The organism is Sorangiineae bacterium MSr11954 (assembly GCA_037157815.1).
GTDB classification, from domain to species: Bacteria; Myxococcota_A; Polyangia; order Polyangiales; family Polyangiaceae; genus Pendulispora; species Pendulispora albinea.
The window spans coordinates 8,291,613-8,308,725 of sequence record CP089984.1 but is presented as its reverse complement, the minus strand read 5'-3'; the positions used below and the strand labels follow the sequence as shown (position 1 = coordinate 8,308,725).

Below are 17,113 nucleotides of genomic sequence, written 5' to 3'. Positions count from 1 at the left end.
TGTTTCGTTCGCGAATCTTTCGCGCGCGAAAAGCGCCCCAAAGTGCAGAAGCACACGGAAGCCCGCGGAAGCACGCCGAACCGCGCGGAAGCACGCCGAACCACGCCGAACCACAACGGTGGCGTCTCCGGGCTGCGGTATCGTCAGAAATCCAGGAGCAGCGCGGGGACGAAATCGGATGTGATGTCGGGGACGATGCCGCGCTCTTTGGCCATTACGAGCAGGGCGCCGGCGCGCACGCACACCAGGCCGGCCAGATCGTCGCGGCGCTCGCCCTCGTTCCAGAAGCGGCCGTGGAGCTCGAGCACCATGCGGATGGCGGCGGCAAAGCCGGCTTCGTCGCGCTCGAGGAGGCGGGTGAGGGCCGCCAGCACGGGGACCTCGATTTCCTCGACCCGGTCCAGCGCCAGGATGCGGAGGGACTCGGCGTCGGTCTTGCGCGTGGCATGGCGCAGGTGCTCGAGGGCCGAGGTGGTGTCGTCGATGGCGGCCGCGCGCAAGGCGTCGACGAGGTGGTAGTGAAACTCGTCGCCCTTGGTGGGGGAGCGCCGGAGCTCGTCCGTCGATGTCTCGAGGAGGCGCACGATCGAGACCGTGTCGCGCCCCAGGGCGGCCGTCCAAAAGGTGTCGAGCCAGCGCGCGACGTGGATTTGCGTATCGTCGGGCTTGCCGCTCACGGTCTTGGCGATGTCGCCGAGCGGCAGCTCGATGGCCTCACCCCCGCTTCGCGCCAGCGCAAACAGCGCGGTGCCCGACTGGGCCGCGACCCGAATCAACTTGGGGATCTCGGGCGAGGTCTCGTTCACCGTCGCGAGCACACCCGCGCGGACGACCGCATCGGCGATGAGCGTCGCCAGCGCGTACGGCTTGGTCTCCGCCCGCTCCAGGAGCCGGCGCAATGTCTTTTCGTAGGTCGCGTTGAGGGCGTTCGCGTGACGACGCTCGATCGCCCGTTGTCTGGCAACGTGCACGGCCTAGCCTTTTAGCACAACGCGGCGACGCCGCTACCGCCCGCTCCGTGTGGTTCGGTGGTCACCGCCGCGTTCCCCAGTCCCAGCGGTGGTCTAACAACCTGGTGCACGCACGATCCCGGCGCGCATGCGTGCAATTTCCTGCAGTTCTTCGGCGAGCTCCAACGTGCGACGACTTGCCGCACGCGCGGCCTCTTGCGCTTCGACGGTGGTGGCCAGCTTGAGCAAGAGGGTGCGCCCCAGCTCGTGGTGGTGCTCCTCGTCGGGTTGAATGGTGCCTTTGTAAAGGGCAGCCGTTTTGAAGTCCTCCTGCTCCTCGCAAAAGAGAACGAACTCCGTGTTCTTCACCACGGCCAGGGCTTCGCGGGTGAACTGGCCGGCCGCCACCCGGGCCACCGTCCCCTCGAGCCCCAGGAGGAACTCGAGGAGAGGGCTTCGGCCCTGGGCCAGCGGATCGTGCTGCGAGGTATCGATCCCGAGCTCACCGAGGCGCTTCTGGATCAGGCGATAGTGCTTCGCCTCGTCGCCGGCTTGCCGCGCGAGGGCCAGCTTGACGTCGACGTCCGTCGTGGTCGGAATCCATGCGGCCGCGCACTCGGTGGCCTCGAGCTCGTTCTTCAGAGCCAGCCGAAGCAACGTGGCCGTGTCGAGCTTTTTGCCTTCGCACGCCGGCTTACTGGCCGAGGCGGAGCCCGGGGTGCAGCTCCCGGGGGTCGCTTCGTTCGCCGCGGGGCCTTTGGTGGCCTGCGCGATGCGCTCGAGCGCGCGGCGATTCTGCTCGTCGAGCTCACGGACGAAGGCTTCGGGACTCAGAAGAGGCGTGGTCATCGCATCGCTCCACTACGATTGGGCGTCCATTCGTTTCAATGCATTCGACGTTAGTCGAGCTGGTGCGCGCCCCACTTGCGCTTCTTCAAGGTCTCGATGCGCGCGAGGAACATTTCGCGCTGGAGCTCGAGCACATGGGGCAGGCGCTCGCCGAACTTCTTGAAGAAGTCACCGTGGGACTCCAGCTCGGCCTTCCACTCGTCCAGATCGATCTCGGTCGCCGCATCGACCTGCTCGTGCGAAATGGCGAGGCCCGACAGATCGAGGTCTCCGGCGCGGGGCACCCAGCCGAAGGGGGTCTCCTGGCCGCCGACGCGCAGACGAGCGCGGTCCACGATCCACTTGAGGACGCGCATGTTCTCGCCGAAGCCCGGCCAGAGGAAGTTGCCGTTCTTGTCCTGACGGAACCAGTTCACCATGAAGATCTTCGGCGGGTTGGTGATGAACGCCTGCATCTCCAGCCAGTGCGCGAAGTAGTCGGCCATGTTGTAGCCGCAGAAGGGAAGCATCGCGAACGGGTCGCGCCGCACGATGCCCGTCTTGCCCGCCGCCGCCGCCGTGGTCTCCGAGCCCAGGGCCGAGCCGAAGAACACGCCGTGGGTCCAGCTGAAGGCCTGGATGACCAAGGGGACCGTGTTGGCGCGGCGGCCGCCGAAGATGATGGCGCTGATGGGAACGCCCTCGGGATCCTCCGCGAAGCGCGAGAGCGCCGGGTTGTTCGTCATGGGCGCGGTGAAGCGCGAGTTGGGGTGCGCGGCTTTCTCGGTGGAGCCTTTGCGGGTCCAGGGGCGGCCTTGCCAGTCGGTGAGCTCGTTGGGGATGTCGCCGTCTTTGCCTTCCCACCACACGTCGCCATCGGACGTGAGCGCGACGTTCGTGTAGATGGTGTCGCGCGCGATGGTGCGCATCGCGTTGGGGTTGCTCTTGAGGTTCGTGCCCGGCGCCACGCCGAAGTAGCCGAACTCCGGGTTCACCGCGCGCAACCGGCCGTCCTCGCCCACCTTCATCCACGCGATATCGTCGCCCACCGTGTAGATCTTCCAGCCCTTGAAGCGCGCGGGCGGGATCATCATGGCGAAGTTGGTCTTGCCACAAGCGCTGGGGAAGGCCGCGGCGACATAGGTCATCTCGCCCTCGGGGCTCTCGACCCCCAGGATGAGCATATGCTCGGCGAGCCAGCCTTCTTTGCGACCGAGGTAGCTGCCGACGCGCAGGGCCAGGCACTTCTTGCCGAGCAGCACGTTGCCGCCGTAGCCGCTGCCCACGGACCAAATGGTGTTGTCCTGCGGGAAGTGGCAGATGAAGCGGCGCTCGGGGTTGCAGTCGAGGGTCGAGTGCAGGCCGCGGTTGAAGTCGTTGGATTCACCGAGCTGCTTGAGCGCGATGTTCCCCATGCGCGCCATGATGCGCATGTTGAGCACCACGTAGATGCTGTCGGTCAGCTCCACGCCCACCTTGGCCATGGGCGAGCCGGCGGGTCCCATGATGTACGGCACGACGTACATGGTTCGCCCGCGCATCGAGCCGTCGAAGAGCTTTCCGAGCTTCTCGTAGGCATCCTTCGGCGCCATCCAATTGTTGGTCGGCCCCGCCTCGTCGGCGGTGGGCGTACAGATGAACGTGAGCTGCTCCACGCGCGCCACGTCGTTCGGGTTGGAGCGGTGCAGGTAACAGCCCGGGAGCTTTTCCTGATTGAGCGGCAGGAGGGTGCCTTGGGCGACGGCTTCGTCGGTGAGGCGTTTCTTTTCTTCCTCGCTTCCATCGACCCACACCACGCGATCCGGCTTGCAGAGTGCAGCCATCTCGTTCACCCACGTGACGAGGTGGGGATTTGTGGAGGGAACCTTGGAAGGGCCCGCAAGTACCGAGCTCGGGTACGGGGACTTGCCTGTCGGGGAGACCGGGGTCGTGCTCATTGTCCCGGTTTACCGCATCGTGTCCGCTTCCACCAGGGCGTGTGGGAAAGAGGTGTATCCGCCGTGCGTCAGTCCGACGCAGGGATCACACGGGGGCACTGGAGCCGGTCACGTCGGCAGGCGCATCGTGCTTGTCGCGGGGGGCCGCGGCCGGGGGCTCATTGGGCGCGATTTCGCCGCCGAAGGCAGGGGGAAGCGCGACGGGAAAGCTCGGGGACAGCGCGCCAAGGCCCGCGGAGAGGGCAAACAGGAGCGGGAAGGCAAAGAGCAACCGCAGTCGGGCCATCGGCTCGGTACCGAGCACAGAGCATGCCGTTTGCGCCAAGTGAGTAAACGGTACAATGAATCCGTCCAAGCGAATGGAACCGTCCCATGCGTAGCCCTCGAGCAGCGTATCCTTTCGTCTCCCTGGCGTTGCTGGCGAACGTCGCATGCTCCGGCACCGGTCCTTCGCCATCGTCCACCGCGCCAGCCTCCCCCGTATCCGCTGCCTCGCCCCCCAAAGACGACGGCCAAGCGGCGCAAGGCGGAACGGGGGGAACCTCGCACGCGGCCGCGCTGGAGCAGCTGAAGGTCGCCCCTCTTCGCGGCCGCATCGACAAGCAACAGGCCGTGCGCGTGCTCCTGCCCGACGCCGAGCATTGGACGCGCGTTCGTTTCTGGGGCGTGCCCAGCTTGGTGGGCTTCCGCTATGGAAAAGAGCACCACGCCATCGTAGGCGGCGTCGTCACCCACGTGGCCGACAACACGGCGCAGGGCGCGTGCACCAAGAGCTTCGAGGCGTGGGCCATGCCCTGGGTGCAGAGCTTCGAGGTGGAGCTGACGCACGAGGCACCCTCCGCCTTCGTCTGGACGCACACCAAGGGCCCCTCGGTCGCCAAGGGCGCGGCCCGCCAAATCGTCGAAATCGACGCCATGTTCGCCAAGACCGCCACCTTGGCGGAGCGCGAGGCGTACGCGGTCGCATACTCCGCGTACCCCGCGTGGGCGGGGGCGTGCCTGATTTTAGGCGTCGCCGTCCCCGCCCGCGACGATCCGGCCCGCGCCCGCGATGTGCGCGATCGCTTCGCGCGCGATGTGTTGCCCAAGGTCGAAGTGCTCTCCGAGAACGAGCCGAAAGAGACGTATTAGGCGGATCGCGGCGTACGGGTTTCGGCGCGCGCACCGTGTTGTGGTGTGGCGGTTGCGACGGTTCGAGCGATTGAATGGTCGCGTGGTGTGCGCGGATTGCAGAGGGTCGTTGGGTACCGTTGGTACGAGCGCGGGGTACGAAAAAAGGTCGCAACTTCGTATGCGTCGCGGTCGATTGGACTAACGAATACCCGATCGGGCGATGTCGGTTCGACATTCGCGATAATGCGACAATCGTACGCTTCGAGTGGGATGTTGCGCGCTTTCGTGCTCAAGCGGATTGCAGATAATTTGATTGCGGAGGAGATACCGTTGATGCACGTTGAGGTGCCTCATTTCGATGAGGCCGAGCCTATCCCGTGTTCGCGTGATGGCTTTATTGGACTTTCTCATGAAGGAAGACAGATGACGCGTGCTTTTCGTTGCTCTCCCGGATGGGCCGCAAGCGTTCGCCGCAAACGGCATGCTGCTTTGCTCCTCGGCGCGATGCTCGTCGGTGCGTGCCGCTCGGGCCGTGAGCTGGAGAGCACCGAGATGGATACGTGCGATGGCTACATGGTCGTCTATGAGCGCTGCTTGAGAAAAACCGGAATGGCAGCGGAGCAAATCGCGAGCCGCCTCGCCGCTGCGGGGCGTTCGATGAAGCACTCTGCGGCCGCGAGCGACGCGGAGCTGGCCGAGGTGAGGTCGAAGTGCGCTCAGGCGACGAAGCAATTGGAGCAATCATGCAAGTAAGGCTCATGGCGCTGTTGCCGCTCGTCTTTCTTCTCGTCACGTCGCTGGCCGCCGCGACGGACGTCGAGTATTCGCATACCAGTGGCGTAGGTACATTCGAGGGCGCGCAAGGGTGGGCAAATCCGACGAGCGGAACGGCGCACGCATCCTATTCGTTCAATCTGTTGCCCGCCCGAGGAGCGGTCCAATCGCAACTGCGGCTCGCGTACGCGTCGAGCTCCGATGTCCAAGAGGCGGGAACGGGGTGGGGTTTCGGTCTCCCCATCATCGAGCGAAAGCCGCCGCAAGGCGGCGCACCGAGTTACCGTCAGAGCGAGCGCGTGTCCTACAACGGTCGACCGCTCGTTTTCATCCGCCAGGTGAGCTCCCTCTCCTCGACCATGCGGGATGGTACCCAGGAGCAGCTGCCTGCGTGGTCGGTGGGCTGGTACTACTATCGCCTTCAAGACGATGCGTCGCACCTTCGGTTCTTTTGGTCGCCGCTGGAGGGGCCCGAGCAGAAGAATGGTCGAAAATGGGTCGTACAAGATCCAAGCGGGATTACGCTCGAATTTGGGCAACCCTCCACGCAACCGCAGGACGGCGATTCCGCCCTCGACCAAGAGCGCTCGGGCGCGATTCATCGCTGGCGGCTGGTGCGGCAGTACGACGCGCACTGCGCGGGCGACGCGTGCAACCTCATTGTCTACCACTGGCACAACCTCGGTCGGACGTCCGACGAGATGCTCCTCTTGACCGATATCTACGATACTCCGCTGGGCGGATCGTTCGATCCCGCAAAATTCGCCCATCACGTGCATATCGCATACGAGCCGCACCCCGCTTCGGGCGATCCCGGCGTGAACACGATCACCTATACCAGGACGTGGAAGCAGAAGTACCAACTCCGAATCAAACGGATTGACGTCGCCGGAAATGGCGAAGACCCTCAAGCAGCGCGAACGGTCGTCCGCCGGTATCATCTGGGCTATCAGCTCTATTTGCGCCGCTCGCTTCTCACGTCCATCACGGAGGAGGGGGCCGCGTGCGCGTCCGCGCAGGAGGTACCGCTCCCGCCGGGCCCCTTCGGTGGGACGACGGACTACGAGGCGCCCGAAACGAGCTGCCCGCGGCTGCCGCCGACGACATTCGAATATGCGACCCCGCATTGGGGTCCCAGCTCGGAGCCTGGCCTCCAGGGCGCCAATCCGTCGGCGTATTTTCGCGCCTCGCCGGAGAGCCCACCACCGGCAGGGCTGCTGTTTCCATACCCAGGTGGCGTGAATCTGCTGGACGTGGATCGGGACGGGGCGATGGATCTCGTGCTGCATCCGCTGCGGGGCGACGCCGGTCGCGTTTATCTGACGGAGAGCACTCAGGCGGACATCCGCCTCCGCTACAAACCGCTGTCGAAGGCCGACAGCGACCTCTTGTCCATCTACCAAGGGTTCACGCTCGTGGATCCGCTCGACCTCAAGAACGCGCCCTCCGCATTTTGGAGACGTGTAGGGGCGAATCAGCTGCAACGAATGCGGATCACACAGGCTGCCGACGCCTTTACATGGTCGGAGTCGTCGAAGCTGGATTTTGCACGAGCCCCGGTGGCGGTGGGGGACATCGATGGCAACGGCACGCAGGACGTCTACGAATCGTACACCGTGGGCTCGAATCGCCACACCGGCGTCTACGTGTCGAATCGATATGGAATCGTGGACGATCGGCCTAACACTACTCGGTCACTTTTTACTTTCCATTCGGCGGCCGCTCTGCTCCATTGTGGGCCGTGTCTTCGACAGAGTTGCGTCACTTCGTAAGCGAGTCTGCTTGGGACGCCGCGGCGGTCGAAGAAGTGCTGTGGGAGAAGGCGGATGCATTACTTGGTGCGGACGATGCGTTCTTGATCATCGACGACACCGCACTCCCAAAGAAGGGAAGCGAATCGGTTGGCGTCGCACATCAGTACTGCGGAGCGCTCGGAAAACAGGCGAACTGTCAGTGCTTGGTGTCCGTGACGTTGGCCAACGACATCGTTCCCCTTCCGCTGTCCTTGCAGCTCTACGTTCCGATGGATTGGGCTGCCGACCCGGAGCGACGCGCGAAAGTGGGCATCCCGGACAACGTCGTCTTTCGCGAGAAGTGGAGGATCGCGATCGACGAAGTGAGACGCCTTCGGAAAGCGGGCGTTCGGTTCGGGACGGTGCTGGCCGACGCCGGTTACGGCCACTGCACAGAGTTTCGCGAGGCGCTTTCGAGCGAAGGGCTGCTCTGGGCACTCGGAGTACAGTCGACTCAACAGGTCTATCCGGCCAACGTGAAAACCAAGATGCCAGCTCGCATCGGAAATCAGAAACATCCGATTCCGAGTCACCCCGTCGATGCCGCCTCGGAGATGATTCAGGCCCTCGGTGATAAAGGATTCAAGAAAGTCACCTGGCGAACAACGACGACAGGCAGACCGATGAGTGCCCGCTTCGCTCGTTGTCGCGTCGCCATCGCAGACGGCAAGCGAACCGGCGTCGGATGCCGTTTGCCCGGCACGGAGGCCTGGCTCGTCTGTGAAGAACGAGCGAACGGCGAAAAGAAGTACTACCTAACGAACCATCCAACCGACGCATCGCTTCGGAAAGTCGTGGGCGCGATCAAAGCGCGCTGGTCGTGCGAGGAAGCCCAGACGCAAACCGTAAAATCTTGGTCCGCTTCGCGCTGGAGCGACGAGTTTTCAAGCTGGTTCGTCGATCGCGACATCGCGGCGTAGCCGAAAACTTGCCCTGCGGCGCGAGTCGTGATGGGGCTCCCTCGCGCGGGGAGGCCATCGGCGATGGCGAAGCGAAAATGGAAGGTCGAGTTACGCGCGAGACCGCAATCCGACGGTTTGGAACGACTCGGGCAGGTGGTGAAGCTCGTGATCGTCCGAGAGGCCGCCGCCCGCGCAATGCAAACGGACAACAACGAGAGGTCGAGGCTCCTCATCCCCACGAGCGTCGGCGTTCTCGAGGAGCGTGATGCATGAAGAACCGAGCGGCGCTGTACGCGCGCGTTTCAACGGCGCGCCAGGAGCAAGAGAAAACGATCGGCTCGCAAGTCGAAGCGATCGAACGCGCGTGCGCCGCTGGTGGCGTGAGCATCGCGCCGGATCGGCGCTATGTCGATGAAGGATTCAGCGGGTCGCGTTTGGACCGCCCCGCGTTCGATGCACTTCGCGACGCCGCGGCAGATGGATTGATAGATGTAATTTACATATATTGTCCTGATCGGCTCGCGCGAAGTTACGTCCATCAGCAGGTCATCCTCGAAGAGCTCACCAAGCGTGGGGTGCGCGTACACTTCGTTGAACATCCTGTCGGCGAGCGTGCGGAGGATCGACTGCTTGTCCAGATGCAAGGCGTGATCGCCGAGTACGAGCGTGCCAAGATCCTGGAACGTACGCGGCGAGGACGAATGCACAAAGTGCGCGAAGGTCGAATGCTTCCTTTTGGAATACCGCCGTACGGATACGCGATCGTCAGGACGAAGGCCGTGCCCGGTGGAAGCATTGTGATCGACGAGGTCGAGGCGCAGAATGTCCGTGCGATGTATCGATGGGTGCTCGACGAAGGGCTGAGTGCACGGCAAGTCGCCAAACGATTGAACGCGCTCGGCATCAAGCCGCGCCGCGCCAAGATCTGGGTCGCAGGCAGCGTGCACGTCATCCTGACCAACGCTGCGTACACGGGCATGGCGACGTACGGCAAACGCGAACCCGCAGAGCCAAAGCGTCCGCGTCGTCCTGGTGGATATCGTAAGAACGCGAAGAGCTCGCACGTCATCCGCCCGCGGGCGCAATGGCTACACGTTTCGATTCCTTCGCTCGTTACCGAAAAGGATCAAGAGTGCGTGCGGACACGGCTGGCGAAGAACAAAATCTGGGCGCCACGCAACGTGCAGCATGACTACTTGCTGCGGGCTCTCGTCACGTGCGGTGAGTGCGGTTGGAAGATGGCGTGTGGGCACCAGTCGAGCGTGTGCAAGCGCTACGAGTATTTTTACTATGAATGTGCTCGCCGCGATCCTGTCGACACCGGGCGAATGAGCAAGTGCACCGCCAAGCGCGTGCGCGCAGAGGAACTCGACGGTGTTGTGTGGGACGCGATTCGATCTTGGGTGCAGAGCCCCGCAATGCTCCAACGCGAACTCGAACTATGGCGAACAAGTCGTCAAGCCGCGTCGAGCGTTGCCAAGGAGCTCGCGCGCCTGGAAGGAGCGAGACGACAACTCGAACTCCAAGTCGAGCGATTGATCGACGCATACCAACGAGGAGCGATCAGCGTCGAGCAACTGAAGTCCCGACGCGAGAGACTCGACAGTGCCATGGACTCCGTCAGCCTCCGAGGCGAGGACTTGATTGGTCAGCAGATGGACTCCACCCGCGTTACACGCATCGCCGATGACCTCGCGGCCTTCGCCTCGACACTCCGCAAGGGATTCGACAAGCTCGACTTCACCGAGCGCCAAAGGATCGTCCGTCTTCTTCTTGAGCGCGTCGTCGTTACCGGCGACAAGCTCACGATCGAGCACGCTATCCCTCTGTCAGGACGATTTGGTGGTTTGCGTCAAGGTGATCGAGCAAGGCCACCAGCAGCTAAAAGAGGAGCTCGGGCTCGACCTCTTCGAGGGTCGCTCCTGGCGTGGCCTTCATCACCACGCACTTCTCACTCTCGTGAGCTTCGCGTTTCTTCAACAGGAACGCCTCCGCGAAAATAAAGCTTCGGCGTAGCGAGGACCCGCACCGGCCGGCGACGCTCCCTTCGATTCGGAAGCGTCTCCTGCAGTGCCTCACTACGCCTTGCCCGCGATGCAGCGCTCCGGTGCGCCTGTTCGCTCCACCATAAATTGACTGAGTAGTGCTAGGCCGCGATCCGGGACGGGAAGCGCGGCCGGCGTACCCCGGGGTGCCCGGTACAGGGCCGGATAGCCTGCCGAGCACCCCTGGGGTGATACCATCACGGCCCTCGGTGGTCCTACCGGGAGGGCCTGCGACAGGGACATACTCGGGGGGATCGATCATCGCCACGCCCCGGCCTCAGCCTTACGCAATGGGCTCCAACCCGAATTATGGGAAGGACGCCCGGAATGTGTCGATGTCGTTGCGGCAATTACTGGCCCAGAAGTACGGTGGGGCAACAGCGAGGCGGATCTACGCTGCGGACAGGCTGGACAACCTGCCGAAGGAGGTCCTGAAGGCGGCAGCGCTCGCTATGATTTCGGACGCGGCAGGGCTTCTTCTCGAGGGGGTCGGGGTTGAGGGCGCAGGCTTCCCCGGATGGGCAACGATCGGTGAGGTCCCGGGTGGGGCAATTGGTCAAACGACCTCCCTTTCCTGCGGTGCAGCATGCGGTGAAATGGTGAGCGGCATTCCGCAAGCCGCGCTTATCTCGCGGGTCGGAGCTCCCGCGGCACCCGATCTCCTCGCCGCTGCGATCGGAGGAAAAGGGGGATATGTTGGACACGGTGCATTCGATATGCTCGTTGGCACTGGACGGCCGTGGATCGCCATGATGCGAGGTCAGGAAGCTATGCATTACGTTGTCGTTGACGGCATAGAAGGAGGTGGCAATATTCTCATCCGCGGTCCTTGGGCGGGCGGGAGCTCGTATCAGATGACCCGCGACGCCTTTTTCGACTCGTGGGACGGTGTGGCGGTGTTCCGATGAGCGCAATCGAGAGTCTGACCAAGATCGCGGATGCCGCGTATCGTGTGGTGCTGCAACTCGAGCGTGGACAACAGCGTTTCACGTTCCGGGTCGAGCAGCTTCACGGGATCGACGTCGTTACCTGGGACGAGGATTTCAGAGCGCTAATGGGGCCCGACGTAGGTCGAGCCAAGTTGCTGTTGGCGGCCGTTCTAGCATTTCATCGAGCACAGTCGACCCCCATGCCTCCATGACTCGGTGGATGTGATGGCCGAACTGGTTCGTACCTAGCGTTTTACGGTGCACCCCGAGGTGAACCACGACGCGTCGCTGTGAGAACGCAGCGGCTTGCGCCGCTCGTTGATCTCGATCCGACAACGGGGCTTCTTCGTGAATTTTGACCAGAATAGCTCATTTGTTGCCGTCACTCCGTTAGGGGTATTCGGGGTAGTCGCGTCCCAGCCCGAGTTTGAACGGGTACGTGGCGAGCTTCTAGCCCTGGCGGGGTGCTCCCGGATGAAGAGCGCTCGGTAATCGCACGATATCTCCGCGGTGGGGCGGTTGTGTTCGCGATCATGGAGTACACGCGGGACGTGGTGAACGGTTCGTTTGGGGTATCGGGTGGTAGTGCAGTGCTCACGGACGGTGCGTATCACTGGCGACTTGACGCCGCGGACTACGTCGAGCACTACGGAATTGGTCTGCCCGACGAGTTTCTTCGCCATGGACGCAGCGTGGCCTGGCAGCTGCTGGCGATAGCGCAGGAAGACATCCTTTGCGTGGATCGATACCTTACTGAGCATGGACGCCGACTTCAGAATCTTTAGCCGGCGTCGAACGTTCGCGGCAGATGATGACAGCGCGCCACCGGTTCACGCTGCTCCTCCTTGGCCAGTGAGGCTCGGGCGACCGGTCTCTCACTGATTTTGTGAATCGGATCAGAAACTGCGTGGCGTTGAATACGGCCGATTGGTACAATCCGGCCGCTTATTATCCGAGCGGCGCGATCGAGAACGATGATGCCGGCTTTTTTCACACAGTTGGCATTGCGCGGCGGGCGCACGGATTTCCATACGATGACATCAACGATCCGAGCACGGTGGAGATCCTGCCGAACAAAAATCCGCCGAGCAGCCTGACCCTCGGCATCGGTTGGTGACGCGCGCCGATGAGCACCGCGAGCGCGGACGGCTCGATTTCGTCTGCGCCCGGTGGCCGCGGGCCCGTTGATGATCTCGCACCCGCTAGCGCACCAGCTTTTTCACCAGGCGTTCGAGGTGCTCCCCGAGCTTGACGATGTCCTTCTCCGTCACGTGGAGATGAGGACGCAGTCGGATCGTACGGTCGCCCGCGCCGAGGAGGAGGAGGCGCTCTTCGGTGAGGGCTAGCTCGATCAAGCGGCTCTTCATGGCCGGTTCCCGTAGGGAGAAGCCTTGGTAAAGGCCGTAGCCGCGGACGTTGTGGAGGACCTCGGGGAAGCGGTTTGCCAGGTACTCGAGGGTCTCGACGAGGAGCGCGGTCTTGGCGGGTACCTGTTCGACGAGCTTTTCGCTTCGGACGATATCCATCTCTTGGACGAACCGCACCATGTCGGTGAGGGAGCCGCCCCAGGTCGAGTCGAGCACGCCGAGGTCCTTCATCGGCCTTTGCATGTAGACCACGCCGTTGCCGAGCTTTTTTCCTCCGGCGACGGCCTGCGGCGCGTGTGGAAGATCGAACTGGTCGATGGCGAACATGGTTCCCGTGGTTCCGCCGGCGGTCTGCACTTCGTCGAAGCCGAGTTGAACGTCGTATTCGTGGCAGAGGGTCGAGAGTTTGGGGAAGAACTCGGGAGGAGCTACCCGATGGCCGCCTGCGCCTTGCAGAGGCTCCACCACCACGGCCACGATTTCGTCGCGGTATTGTAGAAAGGCGTTTTCGATCATGGAGAGGGTGCGCTCCATGCGCGAGGTGTTTTCGCCCGCGGAGTCGGCGGCGCTGTCCAGGGCGGGGAAGGGGACTTGGATGTTTCCAGGCATGAAGCCGTGGAAATCCTTGGTCATCACCGGAGCGTGCGAGAGGCGGGTGACGCTGAGCGTGAAGATGGTGCGGCCGTGGAAGGCTTGCTCGAAGTAGACGAACCGGCGCACGGTCTGGAGCTTGCCCTGCTCGATGAGGCGCTCGTGGTGGCGGTTGATGAGGTATTTCATCATGTTCTCGACCGCCTCGGCGCCCGAGTTCACCGCGTACACCTCGAGCGAATCGCTCCTCATCGAGCGCGGTGCGAGGGCGTGCAGCTCGCGGTAGTAGGCGACGCACTCGGGGGTGAGAAAATCAGGATTGGCCGTTTTGTTGTTGGCTGCGACCACCAGCCGGCGGACGTAGTCCGGCTCGTAAAGGCGTGGATGGTTGTGCGCAATCAACTTGGCACCGTAGTAGCCGGCCCAGTCGAAGAGGCGGTCGCCGTCCACCGTCGCGAGATACATCCCCTCGGATTTGGCGAGATCCACCCCGAAGGGGAGCGGCTCCGTGATGAGGTAGCGCCCCAGTTCGTCGATCAGTGCTTGGCTCTTGTCTCTCGACATCCATTCCTCCCTTCGGGGCTCACCCTTCGAGTTGTGGGCAAAGAGGAATACCGTCAACGTGTGGCCCGCGTCCATGGGAGCTACCCAGATCGGGGACCGACCCTATGGAAGCCGCGATGCCTTTCCGTCGCGCCTGGCAGGAGACCCGGGGGTTGTCCCCTGCCTTCTGGCTCGTTTTCGTGGCAACCCTGATCAACCGCACCGGAACCATGGTGCTGCCCTTTCTCGTCCTCTACCTGACGCGGGCGCTCGGCATGAGCGGCTCGCGGGCAGCGTTCGTCATGGCCACGTGGGGGGTGGTCGCGCTCGTGGCCTCGCCCCTCATGGGCAGGCTGTCCGATCGGGTCGGGGCCATGCGCCTGATGAAGATCCTGATGGTGCTGACGGGCCTATTTCTTCTTGCTTATCTCGCCGTGAGCACCTTTGCGGGCGTGGTGGTTGTGACAACGGCGGCGTCCTTTGCCAACGAGGGATTTCGCCCGCTCATTCCCACCGTGGTGGCGCAGGTCGTGCCGGCGGACCGGCTCAAATCGGCGTTTGCCGTTTCGCGACTGGCCACGAACCTGGGCATGGCCATCGCGCCGGTGGTTGGCGGTTTGCTCGCCGATCACGATATCGTTCTCCTGTTTTGGGTCGACGGCGGGACCAGTTTGTTGGCGGCGCTCGTATTGATCGCGGGGACGCGAAAGGGCTGGCCAGCTAAGAAACCCAGCGCGCCGCGCGCCGCGCGAGGGGGAGATGGCCCATGGCTGTTTGCCGATGCGCGCTTGCGTCTGTGTTTTCTGGCGACCTTTCCCATCGCGGTCGTGTTCTTGCAGCACAATTCGTCCTTTGCGCTCTTCATGGTGGACAAGCTGAAGCTCACCGCCGTGGACTATGGCATCGTCTCCAGCATCAATCCCGTGCTGATCGTGCTGCTGGAGGTGCCGCTGGCCACCGCGCTCGCGCACTGGTCCTACCGGCGCACCTTGACCCTGGGGGCATTTCTGGTGGCCGTTGGATTCGGTGCTTTGGCGTTCGTCGATGGCGTGTTCGGCGCGGCGGCGGGCCTGGTGATCTGGACCTTCGGCGAAATGCTGACATTGCCCCAGCTCAATGCGTACGTGACCGAGGTGGCGCCCGAGGCGCGGCGCGGGGAGGCCCTTGGCTACTACATGATGATCTGGAGCCTCGCCTCCAGCGTGGGGCCGTGGCTCGGGATCCAGGGGCTCGAATACATCGGCGCAGCGCGCATGTGGACGGCGGCCATGCTCTTCGGGCTGACGGCGCTCTTCGCCACCCTCCGCTTGCGTGAGCCCGATCCGGTCGCTGTGACGGTGTAGCGCTCAGCGCCGCATCGGGCGCTTCGACAATTTGCGCTGGAGCGAGCGGCGGTGGAGGCCGAGGGCGCGCGCGGCTTGGGAGACGTTGCCGCCGCAGTCCATGAGGACGCGCTGGATGTGCTCCCACTCCACGCGGGCCAAGCTGGGGACGGCGCTGCTGTCGGCGCTCTCGTCGACGCGTTTGCCGCTTTGGCCGGCTTCGAAGGCGCTCAGGATTTGGTCGGCGTCGGCGGGCTTCGTGAGGTAGTCGACGGCGCCCATGCGGATGGCTTCGATGGCGGTGGCGATGCTTCCGTAGCCGGTGAGCACCACGATGCGGGTGGCCTCGTCGATTTCGCGGAGGGCGCGGACGACGTCCAGGCCGAAGTCGCCCGGCATGCGCAGATCGACCACCGCGTACTCGGGGCTGTCCGTGCGCGCGCGGCGGAGCGCTTCTTCGCCGTTGGCGGCGCCGTGCGCGTCGAAGCCGCGGTCGGCGAAGGCGCGCACCAGGCGGGTGCGAAAGGTGTCGTCGTCGTCGACGACGAGAATCGAGCGCGGTGTCTCTTCGCTCATCCGGTTGCCATCCTGCTGTCCATGGGTGCTGCGGAGGTATCGGCGCGGGCGGGCACCGACAACGTGACCTTGGTCCCCTCGCCCAGCCGCGACGCGATGTCGAGGCGCCCGCCCGTGCGCTCGACGAAGGCGCGCACCAGAAAAAGGCCGAGGCCCAAGCCCCGCCCCGGCGCCTTGGTGGTGAGAAAGGGCTCGCCCAGGCGGCCCACCATATCGGGCGCGATGCCGGCGCCTTCGTCGGTCACCGCGAAGTCGACGAAGCTCGCGTCGCGCGCGGGCCGCCCGCTGGCGCGGGTGGAGGCGCCGAGCGACAGGGTCACCTTGCGTCGCGCCGCGGGGGCGTCCTCGCTCGCGTCGAGCCCGTTGCGCACGACGTTGAGCAGCACTTGCACCAGGGCGCGCGGGGGCGCCACCACCGTGAGCGAAGGATCATCGCCTGCCTCCACGGCGACCCGCGCCGAGCGTGCCTCGTCGAGCTCCGCCATCACATCGGCGGCGATTTGCCGCGCGGACACGGCGCGCGGTGCCTCGCCTTGGCTCTGCCCGGCGTGGGCACCCATCTGCGCCAAAATGGTGCGGCACCGCTCGGCCTCGGCGCGAAGCAAGCGCGCATCGTCGGCCACGCTCTTGCGATCGAGCGGCGCGTCGCCGGCCCGCTCGCTGGCGCGTTCCAGCTCCTTGGCGACCACCGCGATGGTCGCCAGCGGTGTGCCCAGCTCGTGGGCCGCACCCGCCGCGAGGGTGCTCAGAGAGGCCAGCTTCTCCGCCTTGGCCGCTACGTGCTGCAGCGCCAACAGGTCGCGTTTTTGCCGCTCGAGCGCGCGCGCCAGCCGCGTCACGAAGTAGCCCACGAAGATGGCGGCCAAGGTGTAGGCCGCCCACATCCCCTGCAAGTGCACCGAGAACGACTGATTCGACGGATCGCCCCCGTGATGATGCCCGTGGTGCATGGTCGGCGGCTCCGCGGGCGCCAGGCTCGGCACCACGAAGCCGACGAAGAGGGTGGCGAACCCAATCGACGTGACCAACGCCACCAGCCACGTACCGCTCGTCTCGAGCAGCAGCGCGGCCAGCGCGACCTGCACCAAGTAGAAGACCGAGAACGGATTGGCGGCGCCCCCGCTGGCGTGCAGCATCGCCGTCAGGATCACGGTGTCGAACACCAGCACCGCCGCCAAGATCTGCTGCGAGGAGCGCCCGCCGCGCCCGAGCCAGATCGCGAGCGCCGCGTTCGAGGCCGCCGTCAGCCCCAAGAGCCCGGCCAGGATCGACAGCGCAAAGTCGATCCCGAGCGCGACGCGCGCGACCAGCACCAGCACGGCTTGCCCGGCCACCGCGCCCCAACGGAGCCGCACCAGCCACGCCAGCCCGATGGTCGGGGCGGAGTCGATGGCGGGGATCGAGGACGGAGCGGGGGCTTGCATGAGGAGCTCTCGGCGGCCG

At 64.4% G+C, this 17,113-nt stretch carries 14 protein-coding genes and 2 pseudogenes; 8 read left to right on the top strand and 8 right to left on the bottom strand.

Going from position 1 to position 17,113, the window contains the following annotated elements; all coding sequences use genetic code 11:
* Positions 1–143: 143 nt before the first annotated feature.
* The 4 genes from LZC94_32160 to LZC94_32145 form a co-directional block, all read right to left on the bottom strand.
* Positions 144–971 carry an immunity 49 family protein gene (locus tag LZC94_32160; GenBank protein WXB12489.1) on the bottom strand — a complete coding sequence of 276 codons (828 nt, stop codon included), beginning with the start codon at positions 969–971 and terminating at the stop codon, positions 144–146.
* A gap of 93 nt (positions 972–1,064) precedes the next feature.
* On the bottom strand, positions 1,065–1,799 hold the full coding sequence (locus LZC94_32155; GenBank protein ID WXB12488.1) for a ferritin-like domain-containing protein: 735 nt from the start codon (positions 1,797–1,799) through the stop codon (positions 1,065–1,067).
* Between the two features lie 50 nt (positions 1,800–1,849).
* Positions 1,850–3,715, bottom strand: coding sequence for a phosphoenolpyruvate carboxykinase (GTP) (locus tag LZC94_32150; GenBank protein ID WXB12487.1), 1,866 nt, complete (start codon positions 3,713–3,715; stop codon positions 1,850–1,852).
* 85 nt (positions 3,716–3,800) lie between these two features.
* Positions 3,801–4,001: a hypothetical protein gene (locus LZC94_32145; GenBank protein WXB12486.1), complete on the bottom strand. Its 201-nt coding sequence runs from the start codon at positions 3,999–4,001 to the stop codon at positions 3,801–3,803.
* An 86-nt stretch (positions 4,002–4,087) separates the two neighbouring features.
* On the opposite strand from LZC94_32145, the gene LZC94_32140 reads away from it, so the two are divergent.
* The 6 genes and pseudogenes from LZC94_32140 (at position 4,088) to LZC94_32115 (ending at position 10,289) form a co-directional block, all read left to right on the top strand.
* Positions 4,088–4,846, top strand: a complete 759-nt coding sequence (locus LZC94_32140) for a hypothetical protein (protein ID WXB12485.1) — start codon at positions 4,088–4,090, stop codon at positions 4,844–4,846.
* 252 nt (positions 4,847–5,098) lie between these two features.
* Entirely contained in the window at positions 5,099–5,581 is a 483-nt protein-coding gene (locus tag LZC94_32135; GenBank protein ID WXB12484.1) for a hypothetical protein, read from the top strand.
* On the top strand, positions 5,572–7,374 hold the full coding sequence (locus LZC94_32130; GenBank protein WXB12483.1) for a hypothetical protein: 1,803 nt from the start codon (positions 5,572–5,574) through the stop codon (positions 7,372–7,374). Before LZC94_32135 ends, LZC94_32130 begins: the two co-directional genes overlap by 10 nt.
* Complete coding sequence (locus LZC94_32125; GenBank protein ID WXB12482.1) at positions 7,344–8,315, top strand: IS701 family transposase; 972 nt, start codon at positions 7,344–7,346, stop codon at positions 8,313–8,315. The genes LZC94_32130 and LZC94_32125 overlap by 31 nt, the downstream gene beginning before the upstream one ends.
* A 251-nt stretch (positions 8,316–8,566) precedes the next feature.
* Positions 8,567–9,634: pseudogene (locus LZC94_32120) on the top strand (recombinase family protein).
* 520 nt (positions 9,635–10,154) lie between these two features.
* Positions 10,155–10,289 (top strand): annotated as a pseudogene (locus tag LZC94_32115) (IS701 family transposase).
* 903 nt (positions 10,290–11,192) lie between these two features.
* On the opposite strand, the gene LZC94_32110 reads toward LZC94_32115, so the two are convergent.
* A complete protein-coding gene (locus LZC94_32110; protein WXB12481.1) occupies positions 11,193–11,354 on the bottom strand; it encodes a hypothetical protein in 162 nt (53 codons plus the stop codon).
* 803 nt (positions 11,355–12,157) lie between these two features.
* On the opposite strand from LZC94_32110, the gene LZC94_32105 reads away from it, so the two are divergent.
* The gene (locus LZC94_32105) at positions 12,158–12,388 is read left to right on the top strand and encodes a hypothetical protein (GenBank protein WXB12480.1); all 231 of its coding nucleotides are present in this window, start codon (positions 12,158–12,160) and stop codon (positions 12,386–12,388) included.
* Positions 12,389–12,473: 85 nt separating this feature from the next.
* Here LZC94_32105 and LZC94_32100 read toward each other — a convergent pair whose 3' ends face one another.
* Entirely contained in the window at positions 12,474–13,793 is a 1,320-nt protein-coding gene (locus tag LZC94_32100) for an aminotransferase class III-fold pyridoxal phosphate-dependent enzyme (protein WXB12479.1), read from the bottom strand.
* Positions 13,794–13,909: 116 nt separating this feature from the next.
* Here LZC94_32100 and LZC94_32095 point away from each other — a divergent pair, with 116 nt between their 5' ends.
* Positions 13,910–15,115: an MFS transporter gene (locus LZC94_32095; protein ID WXB12478.1), complete on the top strand. Its 1,206-nt coding sequence runs from the start codon at positions 13,910–13,912 to the stop codon at positions 15,113–15,115.
* Between the two features lie 3 nt (positions 15,116–15,118).
* Here the strand turns inward: LZC94_32095 and LZC94_32090 are convergent, their stop codons facing one another.
* Together LZC94_32090 and LZC94_32085 are read right to left on the bottom strand one after the other, a co-directional pair.
* Positions 15,119–15,670 (bottom strand): response regulator transcription factor, encoded by a 552-nt coding sequence (locus LZC94_32090; GenBank protein ID WXB12477.1) that lies wholly within the window; start codon positions 15,668–15,670, stop codon positions 15,119–15,121.
* Positions 15,667–17,094: an ATP-binding protein gene (locus LZC94_32085; protein WXB12476.1), complete on the bottom strand. Its 1,428-nt coding sequence runs from the start codon at positions 17,092–17,094 to the stop codon at positions 15,667–15,669. The genes LZC94_32090 and LZC94_32085 overlap by 4 nt, the downstream gene beginning before the upstream one ends.
* Positions 17,095–17,113 lie beyond the last annotated feature (19 nt).